Here is a 21566-nt window from a genome sequence, read left to right on the forward strand (position 1 = left end):
AGCTCCTTATCATTAGTAATCTACTACCTATTCATTATATAAAAATACCCTAAATTCTATACAATAATAATATATTATAAATCCTGTTATAATCATTAAATAAAGCAGTATTAGAAAGGAATTTATTATTTACATTTAACAACTAAATATAAGTTATTACATGAAATCCACCAAAATAAAAAGCTTTTCAAGTCTACGTAAACTTTATCCGTTTATGGTAGCATTTTTTATTTTCATCATTGGTTATACAGGTATTCATTTTTATGCCTATACAAAAGGGCAAAATTTTACTTCTGAGACTAATCACATAGTAACTAGTAAAATAGATGATCTACTGACTTCTCTTCACTCAACTACTATTACAGTTCTACCCCTTATAGAACTTGACTGCGAAACAATCAAGCCTATCTTAGAAGAAATTGTTGCTAAAAACCATAGAATAAAAGCCATTAATTTACTTAAAAATGAGAAACCTTATTGTTCGTCTGAGAACAATATAGATGGTACAAATTCAACTAATAATACAAAGCTATTATTGCAGCAACATACACCAGATACAGCTCTCATGCTGTTAGATAACGATATTGTCTTAGATCACTCAGTAGACACTACAAAAAGACATCGTATAATTATTACTGTTGTTAGTTTTGAAGCACTAAAAGAGATTTTAACCCCTAGGATTCCTACTCAAATCATTACATTAAAACTAGATGACCATACCATTACTTATCACAGCATAGATAAAGAAACACCAACGATCTATCAACCAATTGAGGAAAAATCATATATTGGTTATAACTATACAATTGAAACTGGCTATATATATCCATTAAATTTACAAATTTTATTTTATTTTCATGGTATACCCTTATTATTAGTTATTCTGCTAGCTTTTTTCTCATATTTTGTCACTCGTTGGTTTCTTAATAATATTTCAAGCACCTACTATGAATTAAATACAGCTATCAATAACAATCAAATCAAACCTTACACGCAACCTATCTTTAGTGTTAAAACTGGTGAACTAACAGGTATAGAAATATTAGCACGTTGGCATCATCCACAAATGGGTATAATCAGTCCAGACACTTTTATTCCTGTGGCTGAAAAAACAGGATTAATTATCCCTTTAACTCAAAAGCTAATGAAAGAAGTAGCACAAACATTAGCTCCTTTTAGTTCTAGTATTTCTTCAAACTTTCATATTGGTTTTAATATTTCTCGACAACACTGTGAAAACTTACAATTAATAAACGATTGTAAACAATTCTATAAACAAGTTAATAATGATAAAATTGTACTAGTTGTTGAAATAACTGAGCGTGAACTAATAGAGGTAACAGATACTACTAAACAATTATTTAGAGAGTTACACAAACTTAATGCCAAAATTGCTTTGGATGATTTTGGTGTTGGCAATTCTAACCTTTCCTATCTTTACGATTTTGCCATTGACTACTTAAAAATAGATAAAAGTTTTATCTCACGTATTGGCTCAGATGCTCTTTCTAAAAATATTCTAGACGCAATCATCGAAATTGCTCAAAATTGTAAATTAGAATCTTGCGCGGAAGGCGTTGAAACTGAAGAGCAAGCTAATTATCTAAAAGAAAAAGGGGTTACCTATCTACAAGGATATTTTTTCTCTCCTCCAATCCCTATCAAAGACTTTATCCAAAGCCCATATTTTAAAAGTCAACTCAACTAATCTGTATATTTTTTCAATAAATATAGAGATAGAACAATAAATTAACTATAAAATTCAAATAATATCTGCCATCACCCATTCAGGCGAGTGTAATTAGCATGGAACTTTCAAGAAAAAAAAATTTTGCTATTTTACGAAAACTTTATCCCTTTATAACAGCTATTTTTACTGGACTCATAGGATATACAGGTATTTTCCTATATGCAAAATATCAAGGGCGAGCATTTTCAACACAAACTAACTATATGGCTATCAGTCATATAGATGAAATAATGGCCTCCATCTATACTATTGCAACAACTACTCTGCACCTTACAGACACAGATTGTAAAACTACTCGTCCGCTATTAATGGCAATTGTAAAGAATAATCCTGAAATCAAATCTATTGATTTAATAAAAAATAAACAATTTTTTTGCTCATCAGATAATCAATTTGTTGCTAAACAGTACTTTAATAATCTGGATCGTATACCTAAAGTCTCTTATATTTTATTTAACCAAGTTTTTGATATGCCTTATCCCAATAATAATAAGGAAAATAATGCTGTTATTATGGTTATAGATGATCAAGAAATTAAACATATTCTTGAGCCCCGACTTGATACACAGCTAGTCACTTTAAAATTAGACAATACAAATATTACTTACCAAGGAGTTACCCCTTATACAAAAAACTATTACACTGTTAAAACTCCGTCACTTGGACAAACACCCTATATAATAGAAACCTCCTATATTAGCCCACCCACCATAGGAGTATTACTTTTTTATTATGGCAAACACTTTTTTATTGTCACTTTATTAACAATCATTTGTTATTTTTTTACGCGTTGGGTAATAAAAAATATATCTGGATCCTATTATGAATTACATATGGCTATTCGAGATGAAAAAATAAAAGCTTATATTCAACCACTTTTTAGAGCAGAGGATTATCAAATAATAGGGGTCGAAGTTTTATCACGTTGGCATGACTCTAACTCAACTATCATTATGCCTGATACCTTTATACCTCTTGCTGAAAAAACAGGGCTTATTATTCCAATGACCCAATTAATTATGAAAGAGGTAGCCACTACCCTAGCTCCTTATGCCAAAAAATTACCTGATAATTTTCATATTGGGTTCAATATTTCATGCTTTCATTGCAAAGATTTAGAATTTATAAATGACTGCAGAAGGTTCTTTAAACATTTAAGAACCAACAAAGCAACCCTAGTCATAGAAGTAACTGAACGAGAACTTATTGAAGTAAATGAGACCACTAAACTATTATTTAAAGAACTTCATACCTTAAATGCCAAAATTGCTTTAGATGATTTTGGTATAGGTAACTCAAACCTAAGCTACTTATATGATTTTTCAATAGATTATTTAAAAATAGATAAAAGTTTTGTATCACGTATTGGATCAGATGCTCTTTCAAAAAATATTTTAGATAGTATTATAGAAATAGCCCATAACTGCAAATTAGAGTCCTTTGCTGAAGGTATTGAAACAGAAGAACAAGCTAACTATTTAAGAGAAAAAGGGGTGCGTTTTCTACAAGGATATCTACTAGGAAAACCTATGCCTATTAATGAATTTATTAAAACAAAGCACTTTCAGCAATTAATTACCTCTTCACTATAATAAAGCCCTAGGCAAACAAGTTAAGCAACCTATTAATTCATACTTTTATGAATAATAGCCAACAAAAGTTATGAATACCTAAACATATAGTGAACGGCATCACACTTAAAGAAACTTATAATAAAAAACATAGACCAAAGTATAGTATACTCATATAAACGACTTAACTTCCTAATTTTATTTGGATATTTCGATTAAGTCAGCCGTAATTATCGGAGTATTATCCTAAATGTATTATACAAAGTTTGTTAGAGCACCTTCTAGTGCTCTATTGTATCCGCTTTTGCTACTAACAATTGTAAACCCTGCGCTTGCAAGGTTAGCCAATCAAATTTCAGAAAATGAAGTTGTTACTCACCCAGGTGTATATGCCTTTAACCATGACTATATTAATGCCACTATTCAAGATGGTGGACAATTAGTATTACTCCCAGGTTGTAATAATAATAACTGTAATCCTGATAGTAATGAATATTTTTATGCTACGGCTGAAAATGCCACTGTTACAGGACAAGGTAGTGAGTTACGGGTTGGCGGTACAGCAAACAATACCACAGTAGAAAATGGTGGTAGGGTTATGGTTGGCCAAGCTGGTTTTGGTGCATTTGTTGATGACAGTATAGATTGGGATATATTCCCAGCAGAACTTACTAATACCACTGTAAAAAATGGTGGTACAGAAATGGTATTGGCTGGAGGTATATCTACCGGCTCTATAATTGAAACAGGCGGCAAACAATACGTTTACTTAGAAACAGGTAATGTCAATACCAATGCAACCCAAGGTGGCACAGCCATAGACACCTTGATTAATGGTGGTCGGCAAAACGTTTATGGTACTGGTGCCAAAGCCATTGGTTCAATTATTAACAATGGTGGCTCTCAATTTATTTATAACACCAATTTCGCCACTCAAAATGGTGGTGGCTATGCAGAAAACACTACTATTAATAATGGCATGCAGTCTGTTTATGGCATAGGCTCACAAGCCCATAAAACAACTATTAATAGTCAAGGTGTACAATATGTCTATGCCAATGGGCTAGTCACTTATACAACTATCGATGGTGGTATACAAAAAGTTTATGCTAGTAGTAATGGTGCTGGTAAAGCAGAAAACACCACCTTAAATAGTGGTAGCCAATATGTTTACAGCAATGGATTAGCTACTGATACTACTGTTAATGGCGGTACACAACAAGTATATAGTGGTGGCCTAGCAACCAATACTACAGTGAACAATGGTGGTGCACAAAAAGTACAGAATACTGGTTCTATAGCCACTAACAACGTTATTAATACTGGTGGTTTACAACAAGTTTGGGGAAGTGGACAAGTCATTAATAATACTATTAATACAGGTGCGTCACAGGTTGTAAATAGTGCTGGCATTATTAAAGATACAACCGTAAACGGTGGTTACACCAGTATATATGATGGTGGTATCTCACAAGGTACTCTAGACATCACCAATCAAGGTACATTAGCAATACAAAGCTCTGCTAGCCAAACCTCTAATATTGCCAATGCGACTATTGACAGTCAAAGTAATTTAAAACTAATTGCTAACACTGCTTTATCAGGATCAGGTAATAGTTTTGTTAATATTACCAACTTAGAAAATAATGGTGTCGCTTCATTTGGTGCCGTACAACTAGGTACTAATATTCCTGTGAATAGTTTTGATCCTGTTACCTTAAATGTAAACAGTTTAAAAGGTAATGGTATCTATGCTATGCAAGCGGATATTGGTAACCAAATTGGTGACCTAATTAAAGTAAATCAATTAGATGCTAATAGTAATAATCAACTATTCATTGCTAATAATGGAGCATCTACTGCTCAAGTAACAGATAAACTGACTGTAGTAGAAACTACCAGTGGTGGCAATGCCAACCAATTCAGATTATACAGCCGAGTTGAACAAGGTGGTTACGAGTTCGGTTTACGTCAAGAAGGCAATAACTGGGTACTTTGTGCAGATGCTAATTGTAATAGAGGACCTGTTAGCCCTGGTGGCGGTGGTAAATTAACTACTACCGCACAAGCAGCAGGTAACTTTATGAATACCAGTTACCTAATGAGCTACATTAACACCCAAAACCTTATGCAACGAATGGGCGACCTGCGTAATACAGAAAACACTAAAGATGTGGATATTTGGATGCGTGGTTTTGCGGGTAAATTAAACTCGTTTGATGGCAATCTTGGTGGCTTCGATATGAACTATCGTGGCACACAAATAGGTGCAGATAAGTTACTTAACCTTTCAACAGGAGCTCTCCGTGTTGGTGTTGCAGCTGGTTATACGGATGCCAATCCTAATTACCGCGGTGGTAATGGTGGAGTACGCAGTTATAACTTTGGATTATATGGTACCTATATCACAGAAAGTGACTTCTATGTGGATACCCTCTTAAAATATGACCATATTAAAAATAACTTTAGTGTTAAAGATACTCAAAATAATAAAGTATCTGGACATGCTAGCAGTAATGGATATGGTTTATCGGTAGAAGCTGGCAAACGTTTCTTCATTCAAAACCCTAATGATGGTTTGTATTTAGAACCACAAGTACAGTTAAGCTACATGCATCAACAAGGTGATACTGTCCATGCCTCTAATGGCTTAAATATAAAACTAAGTGATTATAACTCTACTTTAGGCAGAGTCAGTACTGCAGTGGGCTATCAAGTAAAAAACACAGCTAACCCTATTAATGTTTATCTGAAAACAGGTTATGTAAGAGAGTTTACAGGTGACAATATCAGTTATCACTTAAACAACAGTAAAGAGAAACACAGCTTTAAAGGTAACTTTTGGGATAATGAGTTGGGTGTAAGTATGACTATTAATAAGCAACATACTATCCATGCAGACTTAAACTATGCCAATGGCAACCGTTTCGATAAACAACAAATCAATATAGGCTATCGATACACTTTCTAATCAACCATTTTTATCACTCTTTAGGGTACAAATTTGTACCCTTTTTTTTGCCAACTATTTATTAGAGTTTCTAATAACAGATTGCTATAATCTAGCTAATTTTAAAAATAACTTATTAACAATACTGATAATTAACTACATGATCTAATCAATACAATAATCCCTACGATTAACTAAGTAAAATATAACGTAACAGTAATAAACTAAAAATAACAGAGGAATTTAAATTGACTAAAAATAGTTCAGGTAGTTGGTATTTTGGCTGGAATATTGTAGCCGCAGCCACCCTATTAACCATGTTAACAGTAGGTATGCGGATGAGTATTGGCCCATTTTTCTTACCTATGTTACATGATCTTGGTTTTAGCCGTAGTTGGTTATCGGCCATTATTGCCATTGGTATGCTGTTTTATGGTATTGGTATGCCCATCGCAGGTTATTTAGTTAATAAATATGGCACCAGGTTTGTACTTATTTTGGGAACTATTATTGTTGTTAGTGCTTCAATCTGGACAGTGTTTGCCAATACGTTAATTAGCTTTTTTCTAGCCTTTGGTATTGTGTTATCAATAGGTCTCGCTTTTACAAGCCCTGTGGCTTTAACACCTGTATTAAGTCGCTGGTTTACGCGCAAACGTGGCATGGCACTATTCTTCTTATCAACAGGTTCAATGGCTGGTATTGCTGTAATGACGCCTGTCTTTACCTATACTATTAGTCAATTTAGTTGGCAAACTACAATGGTGGGTTATGCTATCATCTTTGCACTACTCACTATTCCTACTGCTTTACTCATTATTCGTGATGATGCACCCGAGCATACCGATTTACTGCCTGATCAAATAGCTAAAAAAGCCGCTACTAGTAAAATACATCAACCTACTGCTGCTTATGCAAATATAAGCGAGGCAATGCGTACCCTCCCTTTCTGGCAAATTTGTATAGGGCTATTTACCTGTGGTTTTAGTATGAATCTACTGGGTACACACGGTATTCCCATGCTGATAGATCACAGCTTTGATGAAACTACTAGTTCATTAGGCATTGGCTTAATTGGCTTAGTAGCTATCTTTGGTACAGTGATACTAGGTCGTATCTCAGATATATTCCAACGTCGCCACATGCTTGCCGCTATTTATTTTGTGCGGGGCTTAGGTTTTCTTGCACTAGTAATGGTAACTACTAAATGGGAACTATATACAGTAGCGGCTATTGGCGGTTTAGTATGGTCAGGTAGTATAGCACTATCCTCAGCTATTCTTGCTGATGTCTATGGTATTCGCCTAGTAGGTATTCTCTATGGTTGGGCTTACTTAGGCCACCAAATTGGCGCCATGATCAGTTCATGGTTAGGTGGTTGGGCTTATGAAGTATTCCATAACCATTGGATAGCTTTTGGTAGCGCAGGCATTTTACTGATTATTGCAGCAATTATTTCTCTATGTTTGCCTAAACAGGGAGCCAATTAGTAACTTAACTTGCCATATCAGTAGCTGACTATTAGTATAACTATGTAAACTACTAAATAATGCAGGTAACAAATTGGACACAACAAACCCTATTATATTCTGGCGTCATCCTGCTTTACCCTTTTTAGAAGTACGTGCTGTTGCTGATGGTAGAAAAGCTTGTTATCAGCAACATATGCATAGTACTTTTTCAATTGGAGCTATTACAGCAGGAACTAGCAGTTATTTTGATGGTACTATTAATCATCAAACCCAAGCTGGAACTGTTGTATTAATTAATCCTGATACAGTACATGCCTGTAACCCAATTGATGACCAACCATGGTCTTATCTTATGTACTATGTAGATATTGTTTGGTTATCTAATTTACAGCAAGAACTGGGAATTAATGATGGTCGTTTTTATCCGTTCCCACAAACCATTACCCACAATGTTGTTATCTATCAAGGATTAAAAAAACTTTATACAACGCTCTCTAACTCAGACTATGAAGTATTATATAAACAATTAGCTGTTATTGATTTCTTTTCATTATTACAACAACAAATTACCCCTATTGCTATCACAGATAAACTACCCCTACCCCATGATAAATTACAGCAGGTAGCTGATTATATTTCTGCACATTGCACAGACTCTCTATATTTAGATACTCTATGTGAACAGGTTAAACTTTCGCCTTATTACCTGATTCGTAGTTTTAAAAAATATTACGGCATGACACCCCATGATTATTTAATTAACCGCCGTATTCAATATGGACAAAATTTATTAAGACAGGGTAGCAATATTATCGATGCTGCTATGGCCAGTGGTTTTTCTGACCAAGCACACTTTCAACGTACTTTTAAAAAGCTATTATCAGCTACACCAAAACAATACCAAACTTAACTTATAAAGCTAAAAAGATAGCACTGGCTACTAATAACAATGCCATTAACTGATTAAAACGTTTTAAATAATTAGGCTTTTGCAAAAAATGTTGTAGAAAAATACCTGCATAAGCCCAACAGCCTACCGATAAAAAACAGATAATCCAATAAATAACCGCAAATTTCCAAACCAATAATGTATTACCTTGCATTGTATACGCTCCAATACCTGCCACGGCACAAAGCCATGCTTTAGGATTAAGCCATTGCATTAATGCACCATATAAAAAAGGCCTATTACTATTTCGCTGTTTACTAGTTTGTAATTGTCCATTATCAGTAAAAAATTTATAGGCTAGAAAAAGTAAAAATGCGATGCCTGCCCATTGAATAATAGTAATCAGTAATGGGTAAAGCTCTAAAATATGATGTAACCCTAAACCTATCAGCAATAATAACAAGGTATAGCCTGTAGCCTGCCCTGTTACATAAATAGCGGAAACTCTAACTCCATACTGAGTACCATAACTTAATGCCACCACATTAACAGGGCCTGGGGTAATAGAGGTTACTAACGCATAAACTGCCATGGATAAAAAAAGACTTGAACTCATTTAAATTACAACCTAAGTAAACTTTATTATGAAAGATTGTCAAATAAACTGTTTGTTGTATTGAAAAAAATTGCTTTCCTATTAAAATTAATTTATCCGTCTTGCTTAGTTATTCTTTTATGATTATTCACTCAACAACACCTTCTACCTTTGCTATCCTCTTTTCCAAGAAAGGATCAATTATTCCTATTATTTGGCGTAGAGTATTATTCACTGTATTACTGAGCTCAGTTGTTGTATTAAGCCATGGTACGCTTTACCACTATAAGATTATTATTACAGCGGCACCCTTTACTATTTGGGGGATTACCTTAGCTATCTTTTTAAGTTTTAGAAATAATGTTGCTTATCAACGATTCTGGGAAGCTAGAACATTATGGGGACAATTACTAATTAGTAGTCGTAACTTAACCAGACAACTGGTTAGTTTTTTTCCACAACTGACTAAGGAAGAACAACAAGCTATTACCAATAAAATTATTGCTTTTAGTTATGGATTACGGAATAGACTGCGGGATAATAGTCCCTTACAAGATCTAGAACCCTATCTTACTAAGCAAGAATATCAAGAACTGGAGAAGTCTCCTAATATCCCTAATAATCTCTTAAGTAAATTAGGCATAGAGTTCGCTAACGTTTGTCAAAAAACTAATACCAATGCTGTATTATTATCCAGTGTTGATCGTGAGCTAAGCCATCTTTCAGGTGTACTGAGTGGTTGTGAAAAAATAAAGAATACCCCTTTGCCTTTCCCTTATATTCTATTACTACACAGAACAGTACATATCTATTGTTTTGTCTTACCTTTCTGCTTAGTGGATAGTATTGGCTGGACTACTCCTTTTGCCGTTTGTTTTTTAGCTTATACATTTTTTGGTTTAGATGCATTAGGTGACCAAATTTCTGACCCATTTGACGCACAACAAAATGATTTACCCTTAGATGCTATGAGCCGTAATTTAGAAATTAATGTAAAAGAAATAATCGGGCAAGAACTACCTGAACCTATCAACCCAGTTGATGATGTATTAATGTAAATTTTAATGTCTACCCCTTAGTATTAAGGGGTAGACAAAGCTACTATGCTGGCCAACCAAATGACTGTGTTATGTAAATCTTATAGCCCACAGGCATTGGTAATCTATTAGCTAATACCTGATTATGATTAGTTTCAATCACATTGCCTAAACCTACTGAAGCACAATAAAGGCCTGCATTTTGATATAAAGCTCCTATTGATAATGCATCATACTTACCTTGCGAGCCTGCATAAATAAAAGTCAGTGGTGCACCACCAAAAGCGGCATAATAACTTTGCTCTAGTACTTTCTCTAGCTGATGTTGGCTAGCATTGTAACGCCAGATACCATCTGGTTTTACCACAAAAACAATCATCTGTTGATTGTTCATACTAGTAGGAGCAGTACGCCAACCATCTCGATTCATCCCCCAAGTAGCCCATAACAAATCACTTAGTGTTTGTTCTGCTATCGGCTTATCACTAAAATCACGAATCGTTTTACGTTCCGCTAATGCAAGCATTAGCGGTTTCCCACCAGTCTTATCAGGAGTAGGTAGGTTTTGAATAGATTGATTAGCTATTACAGTCATAAATAAATTTATCCCCAAAACAATAATAATCGCCTTAATTTACTATTCATCTCTTCCTTAGTATTAGTCCAACGTACCTGTATTAATTATCGGCTGTGTGCCGCGATCACTAACAATAGAAACCAATAAATTGTTCACTAATTTTGCACGTTGTTCACCCTGTAAATTAAGGGTTCCATCTTTCTCTAATTGCTCAATAGCTGTTTTAGACATATAAACAGCACCTTCCACAATAATTTGTCTAGCCGAAAGAATCGCCTTAGCTTGTTGACGCTGTAGCATTGCACTAGCAATTTCAGGTGAATAGGCCAAGTGGGTAATACGTGCTTCAATTACCTCCACACCCGCTACAGAAAGTCGCTCTTGCAATTCACGAGTCAACTCTTCAGCTACTGCCTCAGCATTACCACGCAATGAAATATCACTATCAGTAAATGTATCATAAGGATATTTAGTAGCCACATGGCGAATGGCTGTTTCACTTTGTACGGCAACAAAGTACTCATAATGCTCCACATCAAAACACGCTTTAGCTGTATCAATTACCCGATAAACCACAACTGCTGCAATCTCAATAGGATTACCATCAATATCATTTACTTTTAAAGTATTACTATTAAAGTTTCTAACCCGTAATGAAACATCAATCGATTTAGCCAATGGCACCGTCATAAAAATACCACTCTTACGAATAGTACCTAAATAAGTACCAAAGAAAATAATAACCCGTGCTTGATTAGGTTCAATAATACGCAAAGAAGTAAGCAATAAAAATGACACGAATACCAATACAGCAGCAATTACTATATTAGTAATGCTTGGTAATTGTTCGCTTAATATGGGTTTTAATAAATAAATAGCTATCCCTATAAATACTGTTAAAACAATAAAACCTGCATAAGCATTAATAACAAATGTACCACGCTCTTTCATGGCAAACTCCTTTTGTTGATATTGTTAGAATTATCACACCTAACTATAAAACTAACAACTAGTATCTGTAGTATACTAGCTTTAAAAACAAAGCCAAGGAGTATCAATCATCCACAATTTTTGATTTATCTCAGACTGTGAGTGTCGCCATATTTCAGAAAAGGTCATACCCAATACTGGATGTTTATGGAAAGGTGATAGCAAAGAAAGTGGTAATAGCACATAGGCATTTTTTAAAATACCTGTATGAGGTAACGTAATATGATCAAACTCACCTACTTGCTCGCCATACAACAATAAATCCACATCTAGTGGTAAAGACTTCTTGTTCTTATCATAACGTCCGTTATCTGCTTCTATTTTCTTTAAGATAGCACTTAATTCAAAGAGAGGTAATGAAGTAGAACCTGTTACCACCAGATTATAAAAATTACTGCTAGTAATCCCTACAGATTCACTTTCAAACACAGGAGAACATTGCATATCCTGCAATGCATTAGAAAGAGCCAATAAAGCCGCAGAAATATGCTGCTGTTGATCGATATTACTACCTAAACCTAACCAAACTTGTGTTAACGACATCCGCGTTCAATCTCCACACCTACTCCTTTCGCCGCAGGTACAGCTCCAGGTTTGGTTATTTTTAAGCTAAGCCAAGGAATATTAAATTGTTGCTGTAATAACGCTGCTAATTTCTCAGCAAAAGTTTCTACTAATTGAAACTGACTACTATCTGCAAAGGTTTCAATAACTTCAGATACCTTGGCATAATCCAATGCTTTTGTAATATCATCGCCTAGCGCAGCTTGTTTATTATTCCATGCCATTCGTAAGTCAATTATTAGACATTGTCGAATATTTCTTTCCCAATCATAGACTCCTATCACAGAGCTAACCTCAAGATTTTCAATAAAAACTATATCCACCATTACAATATCTCGCTACAATCAACAATTAGGATAGGAATAATTAACATGTTTTGGTTGTTACTACTTTTTTCATATTTATTAGGTTCTGTATCTTTTGCTATTTTACTTAGCAAAGTAACAGGAAAAACAGATCCTCGCTCGTTAGGCTCAGGGAATCCTGGAGCTACCAATATGATGCGAGTAGCTGGCATGCGCCTTGCTGTTTTTACCCTAATAGGTGATTTAATAAAAGGTATTTTACCAGTATTTATTGCTAAACAATTAGATTTTACATTAGAACAACAAGCATGGATTGGTATAGGCGCTGTTATTGGCCATCTTTACCCTATTTATTTTCGCTTTAAAGGTGGTAAAGGTGTCGCTACCGCAGCAGGAATGGTGCTTGCTGTATCTCCTATTATAGGTATGATTGCTATCATTGCTTGGGGAATAACTTTTTACTTTACTCGTACTAGTTCACTTTCTGCCTTACTAGCACTTGCTGTTATGACAATGATATCCATTCTATTTGAACACACTATTCTTTTACCTATTCTAGTACTTTGTGTGCTAATCCTTTGGCGTCATCGCCGTAATTTACGTGATTTAATAGCGGGCCGTGAACGCCATTTTTAAAAATATAGCTACTAGACTAAAGAATAAAAATATCTTTTATATCAAACGGGTATATAATAATAAAAAACCTTTGGATTTATTATCATGAAAAAATATTTTGCTGAATTTATTGGAACGGCTACTTTAGTGTTATTTGGTTGTGGTGCGGCTGTATTAGCTGGAGATCAAGTAGGACAATTAGGTATCGCGTTTGCTTTTGGTCTTAGCATTGTAGCAATGGCTTATGCCATAGGGCCAATTTCAGGCTGTCATATAAACCCTGCTGTTACTATTGGTGCACTAGTAAGTAATCGTATCTCTATAAAAGATGCTATTCCTTACATTATCGCTCAATGTCTTGGAGCTATCGCAGGAGCATCTATTCTCTATCTTATTGCCAGTGGCTCACCTGATTTTACACTAGCTAATGGCCTTGGACACAATGGCTATGGTGCTGGTTATCAAGGTCAATATAATTTACTTGCTGCTGCATTATTTGAAACTGTTGCTACTTTTATCTTTGTATTTGTTATTCTTGGTTCTACCCATGAACAAGCATTAAACAAATTTGCAGGATTAGCTATTGGCTTTACCTTAGTGCTTATTCATATTGTTGGTATTCATGTAACAGGTGTTTCTGTTAACCCTGCTCGTAGCTTAGGCCCAGCCTTATTTAATGGACATGCCTTATCACAATTATGGGTATTTATTGTATTCCCTATCTTAGGTGCCGTAATAGCAGGACTTGTTTACAAATTAAAATTAATCTATAACAAGTAATCAATACATATAAGGGTATCAATTAGCGATACCCTTTATATTTGTTAAATTGCAGGTAACTGTTCCATTGGCCAACGTGCTCTTACTTCTATTGCTAAATCGCCATGTTCACCCGCCATTAATCGTTGGCAACCTGCATAAGCAATCATTGCACCATTATCAGTACAAAACTGTGGGCGTGCATAAAATACATTACCCTTGAAAGGTTTAACCATTTCTTCTAAAGAGTGACGAAGCACTTTATTAGCACTCACACCACCTGCAATAACCAATTGATTTAAACCTGTTTGTTCTAAGGCTCGACCACATTTTATAGTTAATGTTTCCACTACTGCCTGCTGAAATGCTAACGCAATATCGGCTTTAGTTTGTTCGCTATCATCATTATCTGCTTTGCATTGCTGCCAAGCATTTAAAGCTGCGGTTTTAAGGCCACTAAAACTAAACATTAAGCCAGGACGATCGGTCATAGGTCTGGGAAACTTAAAACGCTTTACCATGCCTTGCTCTGCCAAACGAGCAATTTCTGGTCCACCGGGATAATTAAGCCCTAATAGTTTAGCTGTTTTATCAAAGGCTTCACCTGCGGCATCATCTACAGATTCACCTAGTAATTCATAACGACCAATACCTTCCACTTTCACTAATTGGGTATGACCACCAGATACTAATAAAGCAACAAAAGGAAATTTAGGAGGATTTTCTTCTAACATAGGCGCTAGCAAATGACCTTCCATATGATGCACGCCTACGGAGGGAATACCCCACGCAAAAGACAGCGCTTGAGCAAATGAAGCACCTACTAACAAAGCACCCACTAAACCTGGCCCTGCGGTATAGGCTATGGCATCAATCGCTGACTTTGCACAGCCTGCTTCAGCTAACACTTGATTTAGTAAAGGGATTAACCGCTTAATATGGTCGCGTGATGCTAATTCAGGTACTACTCCACCATAAATACGGTGTAAGTCAATCTGACTAAATAAAGCGTCAGCTAATAGCCCTTTTTTGCTGTCATACAACGCCACACCTGTTTCATCACAAGAGGTTTCTAACCCCAATACTAACATTTGCTATTTCCTACTAAAGATAAACGGTGGCTATTATAGCGGAAAATAGCTACTGTTTATGTAGTTATCAATTACTTTATATTAATCCCAATGCAGTGGCCCTTGAGTAATTTTTGTTAAAGCCTCATTAATATCAAATATTTTATAGTTGATATTGCTTGCACCCATTTTTTCTACTCGTTTTTGATGCATATCTACATAGTTTTGGGCTGACTCTCTGTCTTTAAATAGATAAATACCACCAGCTTCATTGGTTGCTTTATTCTCTGTCCAGATTTTAGCAATAAAACCAGGTTCTTTAGTAATACTGTTAGCTAACTCTGTGGCAGGATTAACCAAACGATCACCCAACATATCTGCCGACATAGTAAAATCGATTTGTAATATTACAGCCATAACTTTCCCTCATTAGAAAACATTTAGTGTTTAAACATTATTTTTAATGTATCACTATTAGCTATTACTGTAAAACATCGTACTAATCTTGCAAAACACCTTTTATATAATGTTGTTGCTTATACTTGGAGCCATCCTCAGCCCAATATTGCCATGTACCATTCGCTAAATTATGATTATATTCACCTGTTAATAATGGTTTACCGTTATCATACCATTGCAACCATTTACCTTGCTTCTCACCCTCTTGGTAATTGGCTTCTATAAACTTATTACCATTAGGATACCAAAGCGTCCAAAGTCCTTGTTGTAAACCTTGCTGATAATTACTCTGTTCTCTTTTTTCACCATTATCATACCAAGCTAACCATGACCCTTGCCGCCTACCTTGTACATAACTGCCCTGTTGTGCTAATTGACCATTAAGGTGCATTCTCGTTACTTGCCCAGTAGCTTCGCCCTGCTTATAGGTTATTTTGGCTGACAACTGACCATTATCATGCCAATATTGCCAAATACCATGGCGTTTGCCCTGTTGATAACGCCCTTCATAAGCTTTTTGTCCATTAGCGTACCAACGTTGCCATAAACCATCTTCAAAGCCATTTTGATAGTAATGAATAAACCTATCCCCAGAATCATAGAAACCCTGCCAGAATCCCTCTTTTTTACCTTGTTTATATTGCCCAGTGATTTCTGATTTACCATCATAAAACCAACTCTGCCATGTACCATTTAACAAGCCATTGCTATAGAACTCATCATATTGTTGCTGACCATTGGTATGCCACATTTGCCAATGACCTTGCTGTTTGCCCTGTATATAACTACCTCGTTGTTTTATTCGCTGGTTGTTATACCATGATATCCATTCGCCAACCTTTTCCCCTTGCTGATAATTACCTTCTAGGCTTTTACCACCTAAAAAGTTCCAATAAGTCCAAGTACCCTGTGGTTTACCTTTTAAAAAATTAGCTTCTAAAAACTTTTGACCATCACTGCGCCAGACAATCAAAACGCCATCGATGTGATAATTTAAATAATCATCTAACTCAAAATTATTTAATGCTAGTTGCTGTTGATTTAATAATAGATAAGGATCAGTATACTTCATACCTTCTTGGTAAAAATCCTGTACTAGAAAGCCTTGCTTAGTTGTATTAATTAGCTTACGGACAAAAGATTCATTTTCTGCGACTACTTCATTCGATTGATAAGCAATAGATGTAGCTTGTAAATAATTCCAATAACAGCTCAAATTTAATAGCAGTAATAAAATAATTATTTTTTTCATCATTAGTAAAAATTCCATATTGCGATGAGCAATATAAAATGGTTATTTCTTTTCTAAGTAAAATTAAATATATCGAAAATAATAGCCTTTTGATATAAGACTAATGGGGTCTTTCTACATTTATCCAAACAAACTTATTACGATCTATCCTCGTTTCATCATCTAAACGATAAGCCACTAACTTACCATATTTTACTGCACTGTAATCAAGACAAGCTAAATTATTTTGGATAGGAGCAGGCATTCCCTCACACCAATAATGCCCTACAAATAATAATGGCTCATCAGCTGAATAAACTGAACAACTATGTTTTTGTTGATCAGTTAAAGGGGTAATCATTGCATTATGTGGCAATGCATCAGGTTGAAAAACTACATCTTGATAAGTCTCAGGATGATCTGCCCAAAATTTTGCCCTAAAGACATTACGGGCATAACCATCTTTGCTTACTAATACCTGACCATCGAGTAAAGGTAACCTCAATCCTTTTAATAAATGATCAAATATCTTATAAGCCACACTATGATGATAAACAGATTGCTGTAATAACTCAGGAGTAATCTGTTGGTTAGGACAAAGTTCTTTAAACTGGTTAATTAACAGTTGATCCCAATAGGCATGTACTAATCGGAAACGTCCTGCATCAATAAATAAAGGCAAACTATAAAACCATTGTAAAAATTCCTGCCATTCATCAGGATAAGCAGCAAATTGCTCAAGTGTCTCATTTATTATGCGCTTATTTCTTGCATTATGAGCATGTACAAACTCACTTGGCTTATCTTGACGTGGGGTAAACCAACCTAAGCTATAATACTCATGGTTACCCATTAAACAAATAGCTTGCCCTGCATCTACCATCGCTTTAACTATATGCAAGGCCCCTCTAATATGAGGCCCCCTATCAACAATATCCCCCAAGAATAAAGCCATCCGCTTAGGATGTCGCCACACACCTTGCTGCTTGCTATAACCCAACTGTTCTAATAACTGGCTTAACGCATTAGCACAACCATGTATATCTCCTATAATGTCGTATCCCCTCTTTGGATCAAGCCACATTAGTCATGTTCCCTTCCCAAACGACTGCCCCAACCGAGCTTATTACGACAAATTTCATAGTAGTTATAATCTAGTAAATGCAATAACTTAACTTTATGTCTATTTTTGCGTACCGTAATGACATCGCCTGGTGCACAATACAAATGATTTTGTGCATCACAGGAAACTTGTGGATGAATATCGATATTAGGAGAAATAACTATTTTTAACTCACTGCGCGCATCCACCACAATAGGACGACTAGAAAGTGTATGTGGATACATTGGTACTACTACAATAGCGTCTAGCTTAGGATGCATAATAGGGCCACCTGCTGAAAGCGCGTAAGCCGTAGAACCTGTAGGTGTAGAAATAATTAAACCATCCGCACGTTGGCTACTAATAAATTGACCATCCAAGAAAATCTCAAACTCAATCATCCGTGCTGATTGACCAGCATGCAGTACGACATCATTTAATGCATCAGCACAACCTGTAGATTGATCGTTATGGTAGGAATGAGCAGTTAATAAAAAGCGTTCTTCCACAATATAACGCCCTTCTAACACTTCTGTTATCTGAGCTTCTAATTCATCAGGCTTGATATCTGTTAAAAAACCTAAATTACCCCGATTAATACCTAATAAAGGAATATTATAAGGTGCTAACTCCCTTGCTGCACCAAGTACACTGCCATCACCACCCACCACAATAGCTAAATCACAGCTTTCCCCCATTAGGCTATAGGAGGCTACTTGCATATCATGCTCAGAGATCGCTTCAGCAATGGATTCTTCCAACATCACATGTAGGTTTTTCTCTGCTAAAAACTGTTTCAGCCGAAACACTGTATCAATCACTTGTTGACTGCCTAAACGACCTATAATGCCTACATTACGAAATTGAATCATGCTGCTTTAACCTATTAATCCGTACCTAGTTTAAGTTTGAAGTAATGACCACTATTTAACAAATAATATGCCTATCCTACTCTAAAAATTAAATAATCTTCCCATTTATCTTCGCTAACATTCGTTTCACTTAACATTTTGCCTGACATAGTAATACCCGATTTAATGGTCGTTGCTGGATCACCCGTTAATAATGGATGCCAATCAGGCAATTTATCATTTTCAGCTAACCGACGATAAGCACAAGTAGGCGGTAACCAATGAAAACTATCAATATCTTTTACAGTAAGTTGTATACAATCAGCTACATATTGTCTACGATCAATATAATGCTGACACTGACAAGTTTTTAAATCCAACAGTTTACAGGCAATACGCGTGTAGTAGACACAATCATCCTCATCATCTTGTAATTTCTGTAAACAACATAATCCACAACCATCACATAGTGCTTCCCACTCTTCTGTGGTCATTTCCTGTAAAGTCTTAGTTTCCCAAAACCGTTTTACTTTATCTGCCATTGCCTAAACTCATCAGCTAAATTACTAGTAAACGCATTTATTTTTACTTTATGATGTTATTATAGTAGATAACCGCTATTAATTAATTTACTTTTTAATGAATGATTGAGCCTTTATGATTAAATTTGTATTAGGAGCCCAAGGCTTACCTGATTGCTGTAAAAGACCTTTTCATCTTAATTCCAAACAACAACAAGCATTACGTGCTGAACAAAGCATTAGTTGTCCTTTTTGTAAAAATCCTATTGCACTAGTAGATGAAGAAGAAAGAAATCGCTTTGCTAACTTTGGTAATCCCTGCTTTTATATCACCATAGTGCCTCGTGTTGTCTTAGTATTAATCGCTGTTAGCTTAGTAATTGCCTCTGTAACAGGCTATTTAACCTCCCTACCTAAAGAAGTATTTTTTGCCATCGTGGTTATAGGTATTGCTACCGCTATTGGTGGTAATGCTTATGCACAACATATTTCTAATCGTAAATTACGGCTTCGTTTACAACGAGTTAAAAATTAGCACTCATAAAAAAGACCACTTATAAGTGGTCTTTTCTGATTAAAATTTGCGCCATTTCATTTATTGTGCTTCTAAAGTACTTACTAGGTCTTTAAATGCTGCTTTATTGTTATCGTTAACATCCATTAGAATTTTATGCGCTTCTAATACTTTCTCCTTTACAAAGGCCTCAGAGCAAACATCAGAAGTTAAATCTTTAAGGTCAAGCCATTGTTCTTGCTTACCCTCAGTTATATCAAAAGAATCCTTTATACCCATAGAATCTAATAAACGAATAATATCTTCATTAGAAGTTTCTAAGGTAGGCAAAACATTAATTGACTGCTTAGCTAAAATAGATAACTTAGCTAATAATCCCAATGTTGTGCTATCTAAACTTACTGCATCCATTAAATCTAAAGTAACACCTTTAAATTTATTTTCAGCAAACAGCTTAGAAATTGCTGTATCAAGAGCTGTACATAATGTTAAACGAACATCTCCTGTTAATTTTAAAACAAATAGATCATCCTGTTCAGTGTATAAAATCTTCCCTGTTGAATGCTCAATACTCATATGGCGTTTCCGCGTATAAACAATAATGATATATCATCTGGTGATGCTTCTAACTCTGCCAAACCTAATACATCTAATAATGACTCCAACGAACCATCATTTTCTGCAACCAATTTGGGAAGCAATAGCTCTTTTTCCTTAAGATCATTACCAGGTAATAAATCCAAAATACCATCAGACAATAACGTTAATGTATAACTTGTTGGCAACTGTATTTTAATATCTTCAAACACAGCATCCTCAAACAAGCCTACAACCTTACCAGTTCCTTCTAAATAATGCCCTTTTCCTTCACTACTCAGCACGGGGAGTGGCAAATGTCCCCCCATTGTATAAGTGAGTGTATTATTCTTTTCGTTAATTATACCCATTACCATTGTTACATGCTTGCCTATTTTACTATCTATTAGTCCCTTATTAATATGGCCTAATAAAATAGAAGGTTTCAACTCCCTAACTAACCCTTTGCGATGCAACTTGTACAACCAGCTGGTTGTAATAAATTTTAATAAAATAGTAGCAAATGCAGAAGAAGCTCCATGCCCAGAAACATCCGCCAGATAGAAGAAAACTTGTTCATCATCTATGCGGAAATAATCCACAAAGTCCCCTGATAAATACAACGAGGGAATAACTTTATGCGCAAAATGTAAGCCATTAGTATTCCAAGGCGTTTCAGGCAACATATTCATTTGTGCCCGATGCCCTGCATCTTGGTCTTCTTTTAATAAATTAAGGCTTTCTTGCAACTGTAATTGATAAAGATAGTTCTCTTTTGCTAATTTAACGCGCTCTAAACTACGTTTTATTGAATGTTCAAGAACAGCTAAGTCTTCGATAGGTTTAATTAAATAGTCAACCGCACCTAAACGTAAAGCCTCTACAGCATCATTCATAACGCCTGCACCAGAAACCACAATCACAGGAAGCTCCGGGTCTACCTCAACGATATGCCGTATTAGATCAATCCCACCTAATTTTGGCATACGTAAATCACAAATAACCAAATCAGGGCGCTTGCTTTCAAATACTGCTAGCCCCTCGGCACCATCTGCTGATTGTAATACGGTAAAGCCGCTATCTTCTAGATAGGCCGCTATACTCGCACGTACCACTCTATCATCATCAATTATTAATAAGGTGGCATGAGCGTTTGACATATAAACTC

The 21566-nt window shown here is 35.4% G+C and carries 22 protein-coding genes; 9 read left to right on the top strand and 13 right to left on the bottom strand.

Annotated features, from left to right (window positions below; genetic code table 11):
* Nucleotides 1–160 precede the first annotated feature (160 nt).
* The 5 genes from MTZ49_RS15100 (at nucleotide 161) to MTZ49_RS15120 (ending at nucleotide 8653) form a co-directional block, all read left to right on the top strand.
* Nucleotides 161–1708 carry an EAL domain-containing protein gene (locus MTZ49_RS15100; RefSeq protein WP_264746277.1) on the top strand — a complete coding sequence of 516 codons (1548 nt, stop codon included), beginning with the start codon at nucleotides 161–163 and terminating at the stop codon, nucleotides 1706–1708.
* Between the two features lie 98 nt (nucleotides 1709–1806).
* Nucleotides 1807–3342: an EAL domain-containing protein gene (locus MTZ49_RS15105; protein ID WP_264746278.1), complete on the top strand. Its 1536-nt coding sequence runs from the start codon at nucleotides 1807–1809 to the stop codon at nucleotides 3340–3342.
* Between the two features lie 229 nt (nucleotides 3343–3571).
* A complete protein-coding gene (locus MTZ49_RS15110; RefSeq protein ID WP_264746279.1) occupies nucleotides 3572–6292 on the top strand; it encodes an autotransporter outer membrane beta-barrel domain-containing protein in 2721 nt (906 codons plus the stop codon).
* A gap of 227 nt (nucleotides 6293–6519) precedes the next feature.
* Nucleotides 6520–7761 (top strand): MFS transporter, encoded by a 1242-nt coding sequence (locus MTZ49_RS15115; protein ID WP_264746280.1) that lies wholly within the window; start codon nucleotides 6520–6522, stop codon nucleotides 7759–7761.
* Between the two features lie 73 nt (nucleotides 7762–7834).
* Nucleotides 7835–8653 (top strand): AraC family transcriptional regulator, encoded by an 819-nt coding sequence (locus MTZ49_RS15120; RefSeq protein ID WP_264746281.1) that lies wholly within the window; start codon nucleotides 7835–7837, stop codon nucleotides 8651–8653.
* A 1-nt stretch (nucleotide 8654) separates the two neighbouring features.
* Here the strand turns inward: MTZ49_RS15120 and MTZ49_RS15125 are convergent, their stop codons facing one another.
* On the bottom strand, nucleotides 8655–9248 hold the full coding sequence (locus MTZ49_RS15125; RefSeq protein WP_264746282.1) for a LysE family translocator: 594 nt from the start codon (nucleotides 9246–9248) through the stop codon (nucleotides 8655–8657).
* Nucleotides 9249–9367: 119 nt separating this feature from the next.
* Between MTZ49_RS15125 and MTZ49_RS15130 the strand changes: the two genes are divergently transcribed.
* Nucleotides 9368–10285 carry a bestrophin family protein gene (locus MTZ49_RS15130; protein ID WP_264746283.1) on the top strand — a complete coding sequence of 306 codons (918 nt, stop codon included), beginning with the start codon at nucleotides 9368–9370 and terminating at the stop codon, nucleotides 10283–10285.
* Between the two features lie 43 nt (nucleotides 10286–10328).
* Here the strand turns inward: MTZ49_RS15130 and MTZ49_RS15135 are convergent, their stop codons facing one another.
* The 4 genes from MTZ49_RS15135 to folB all read right to left on the bottom strand — a co-directional run bounded on the left by MTZ49_RS15135 (nucleotide 10329) and on the right by folB (nucleotide 12718).
* A complete protein-coding gene (locus MTZ49_RS15135) occupies nucleotides 10329–10859 on the bottom strand; it encodes a nitroreductase family protein (protein WP_264746284.1) in 531 nt (176 codons plus the stop codon).
* 63 nt (nucleotides 10860–10922) lie between these two features.
* Nucleotides 10923–11792, bottom strand: a complete 870-nt coding sequence (locus MTZ49_RS15140; RefSeq protein ID WP_264746285.1) for an SPFH domain-containing protein — start codon at nucleotides 11790–11792, stop codon at nucleotides 10923–10925.
* Between the two features lie 81 nt (nucleotides 11793–11873).
* Nucleotides 11874–12374, bottom strand: coding sequence for a 2-amino-4-hydroxy-6-hydroxymethyldihydropteridine diphosphokinase (folK, locus tag MTZ49_RS15145; RefSeq protein WP_264746286.1), 501 nt, complete (start codon nucleotides 12372–12374; stop codon nucleotides 11874–11876).
* Nucleotides 12365–12718: a dihydroneopterin aldolase gene (gene folB / locus MTZ49_RS15150; RefSeq protein ID WP_264747902.1), complete on the bottom strand. Its 354-nt coding sequence runs from the start codon at nucleotides 12716–12718 to the stop codon at nucleotides 12365–12367. Before folB ends, folK begins: the two co-directional genes overlap by 10 nt.
* A 48-nt stretch (nucleotides 12719–12766) precedes the next feature.
* On the opposite strand from folB, the gene plsY reads away from it, so the two are divergent.
* Nucleotides 12767–13336, top strand: a complete 570-nt coding sequence (gene plsY, locus MTZ49_RS15155; protein WP_264746287.1) for a glycerol-3-phosphate 1-O-acyltransferase PlsY — start codon at nucleotides 12767–12769, stop codon at nucleotides 13334–13336.
* Between the two features lie 84 nt (nucleotides 13337–13420).
* On the top strand, nucleotides 13421–14095 hold the full coding sequence (gene aqpZ, locus MTZ49_RS15160) for an aquaporin Z (protein WP_264746288.1): 675 nt from the start codon (nucleotides 13421–13423) through the stop codon (nucleotides 14093–14095).
* A 44-nt stretch (nucleotides 14096–14139) separates the two neighbouring features.
* On the opposite strand, the gene tsaD is transcribed toward aqpZ, so the two are convergent.
* From tsaD to MTZ49_RS15190, 6 genes are all read right to left on the bottom strand, one after another.
* Nucleotides 14140–15165, bottom strand: a complete 1026-nt coding sequence (gene tsaD, locus MTZ49_RS15165; protein ID WP_264746289.1) for a tRNA (adenosine(37)-N6)-threonylcarbamoyltransferase complex transferase subunit TsaD — start codon at nucleotides 15163–15165, stop codon at nucleotides 14140–14142.
* Between the two features lie 81 nt (nucleotides 15166–15246).
* Nucleotides 15247–15561 (bottom strand): monooxygenase, encoded by a 315-nt coding sequence (locus MTZ49_RS15170; RefSeq protein ID WP_264746290.1) that lies wholly within the window; start codon nucleotides 15559–15561, stop codon nucleotides 15247–15249.
* An 82-nt stretch (nucleotides 15562–15643) separates the two neighbouring features.
* On the bottom strand, nucleotides 15644–16858 hold the full coding sequence (locus tag MTZ49_RS15175; protein ID WP_264746291.1) for a toxin-antitoxin system YwqK family antitoxin: 1215 nt from the start codon (nucleotides 16856–16858) through the stop codon (nucleotides 15644–15646).
* Between the two features lie 97 nt (nucleotides 16859–16955).
* Nucleotides 16956–17918 carry a metallophosphoesterase gene (locus tag MTZ49_RS15180; RefSeq protein ID WP_264746292.1) on the bottom strand — a complete coding sequence of 321 codons (963 nt, stop codon included), beginning with the start codon at nucleotides 17916–17918 and terminating at the stop codon, nucleotides 16956–16958.
* A complete protein-coding gene (locus MTZ49_RS15185) occupies nucleotides 17918–18808 on the bottom strand; it encodes an NAD(+) kinase (protein WP_264746293.1) in 891 nt (296 codons plus the stop codon). Before MTZ49_RS15185 ends, MTZ49_RS15180 begins: the two co-directional genes overlap by 1 nt.
* 71 nt (nucleotides 18809–18879) lie before the next feature.
* Entirely contained in the window at nucleotides 18880–19329 is a 450-nt protein-coding gene (locus MTZ49_RS15190) for a YcgN family cysteine cluster protein (RefSeq protein WP_264746294.1), read from the bottom strand.
* A gap of 115 nt (nucleotides 19330–19444) precedes the next feature.
* Here MTZ49_RS15190 and MTZ49_RS15195 point away from each other — a divergent pair, with 115 nt between their 5' ends.
* The gene (locus MTZ49_RS15195; RefSeq protein ID WP_264746295.1) at nucleotides 19445–19843 is read left to right on the top strand and encodes a hypothetical protein; all 399 of its coding nucleotides are present in this window, start codon (nucleotides 19445–19447) and stop codon (nucleotides 19841–19843) included.
* Between the two features lie 60 nt (nucleotides 19844–19903).
* On the opposite strand, the gene MTZ49_RS15200 is transcribed toward MTZ49_RS15195, so the two are convergent.
* Together MTZ49_RS15200 and MTZ49_RS15205 are read right to left on the bottom strand one after the other, a co-directional pair.
* Complete coding sequence (locus tag MTZ49_RS15200) at nucleotides 19904–20398, bottom strand: STAS domain-containing protein (protein ID WP_264746296.1); 495 nt, start codon at nucleotides 20396–20398, stop codon at nucleotides 19904–19906.
* Nucleotides 20395–21558: a response regulator gene (locus tag MTZ49_RS15205; RefSeq protein WP_264746297.1), complete on the bottom strand. Its 1164-nt coding sequence runs from the start codon at nucleotides 21556–21558 to the stop codon at nucleotides 20395–20397. The genes MTZ49_RS15200 and MTZ49_RS15205 overlap by 4 nt, the downstream gene beginning before the upstream one ends.
* Nucleotides 21559–21566: the final 8 nt, after the last annotated feature.

Source organism: Entomomonas sp. E2T0 (assembly GCF_025985425.1).
Lineage (GTDB): Bacteria > Pseudomonadota > Gammaproteobacteria > Pseudomonadales > Pseudomonadaceae > Entomomonas.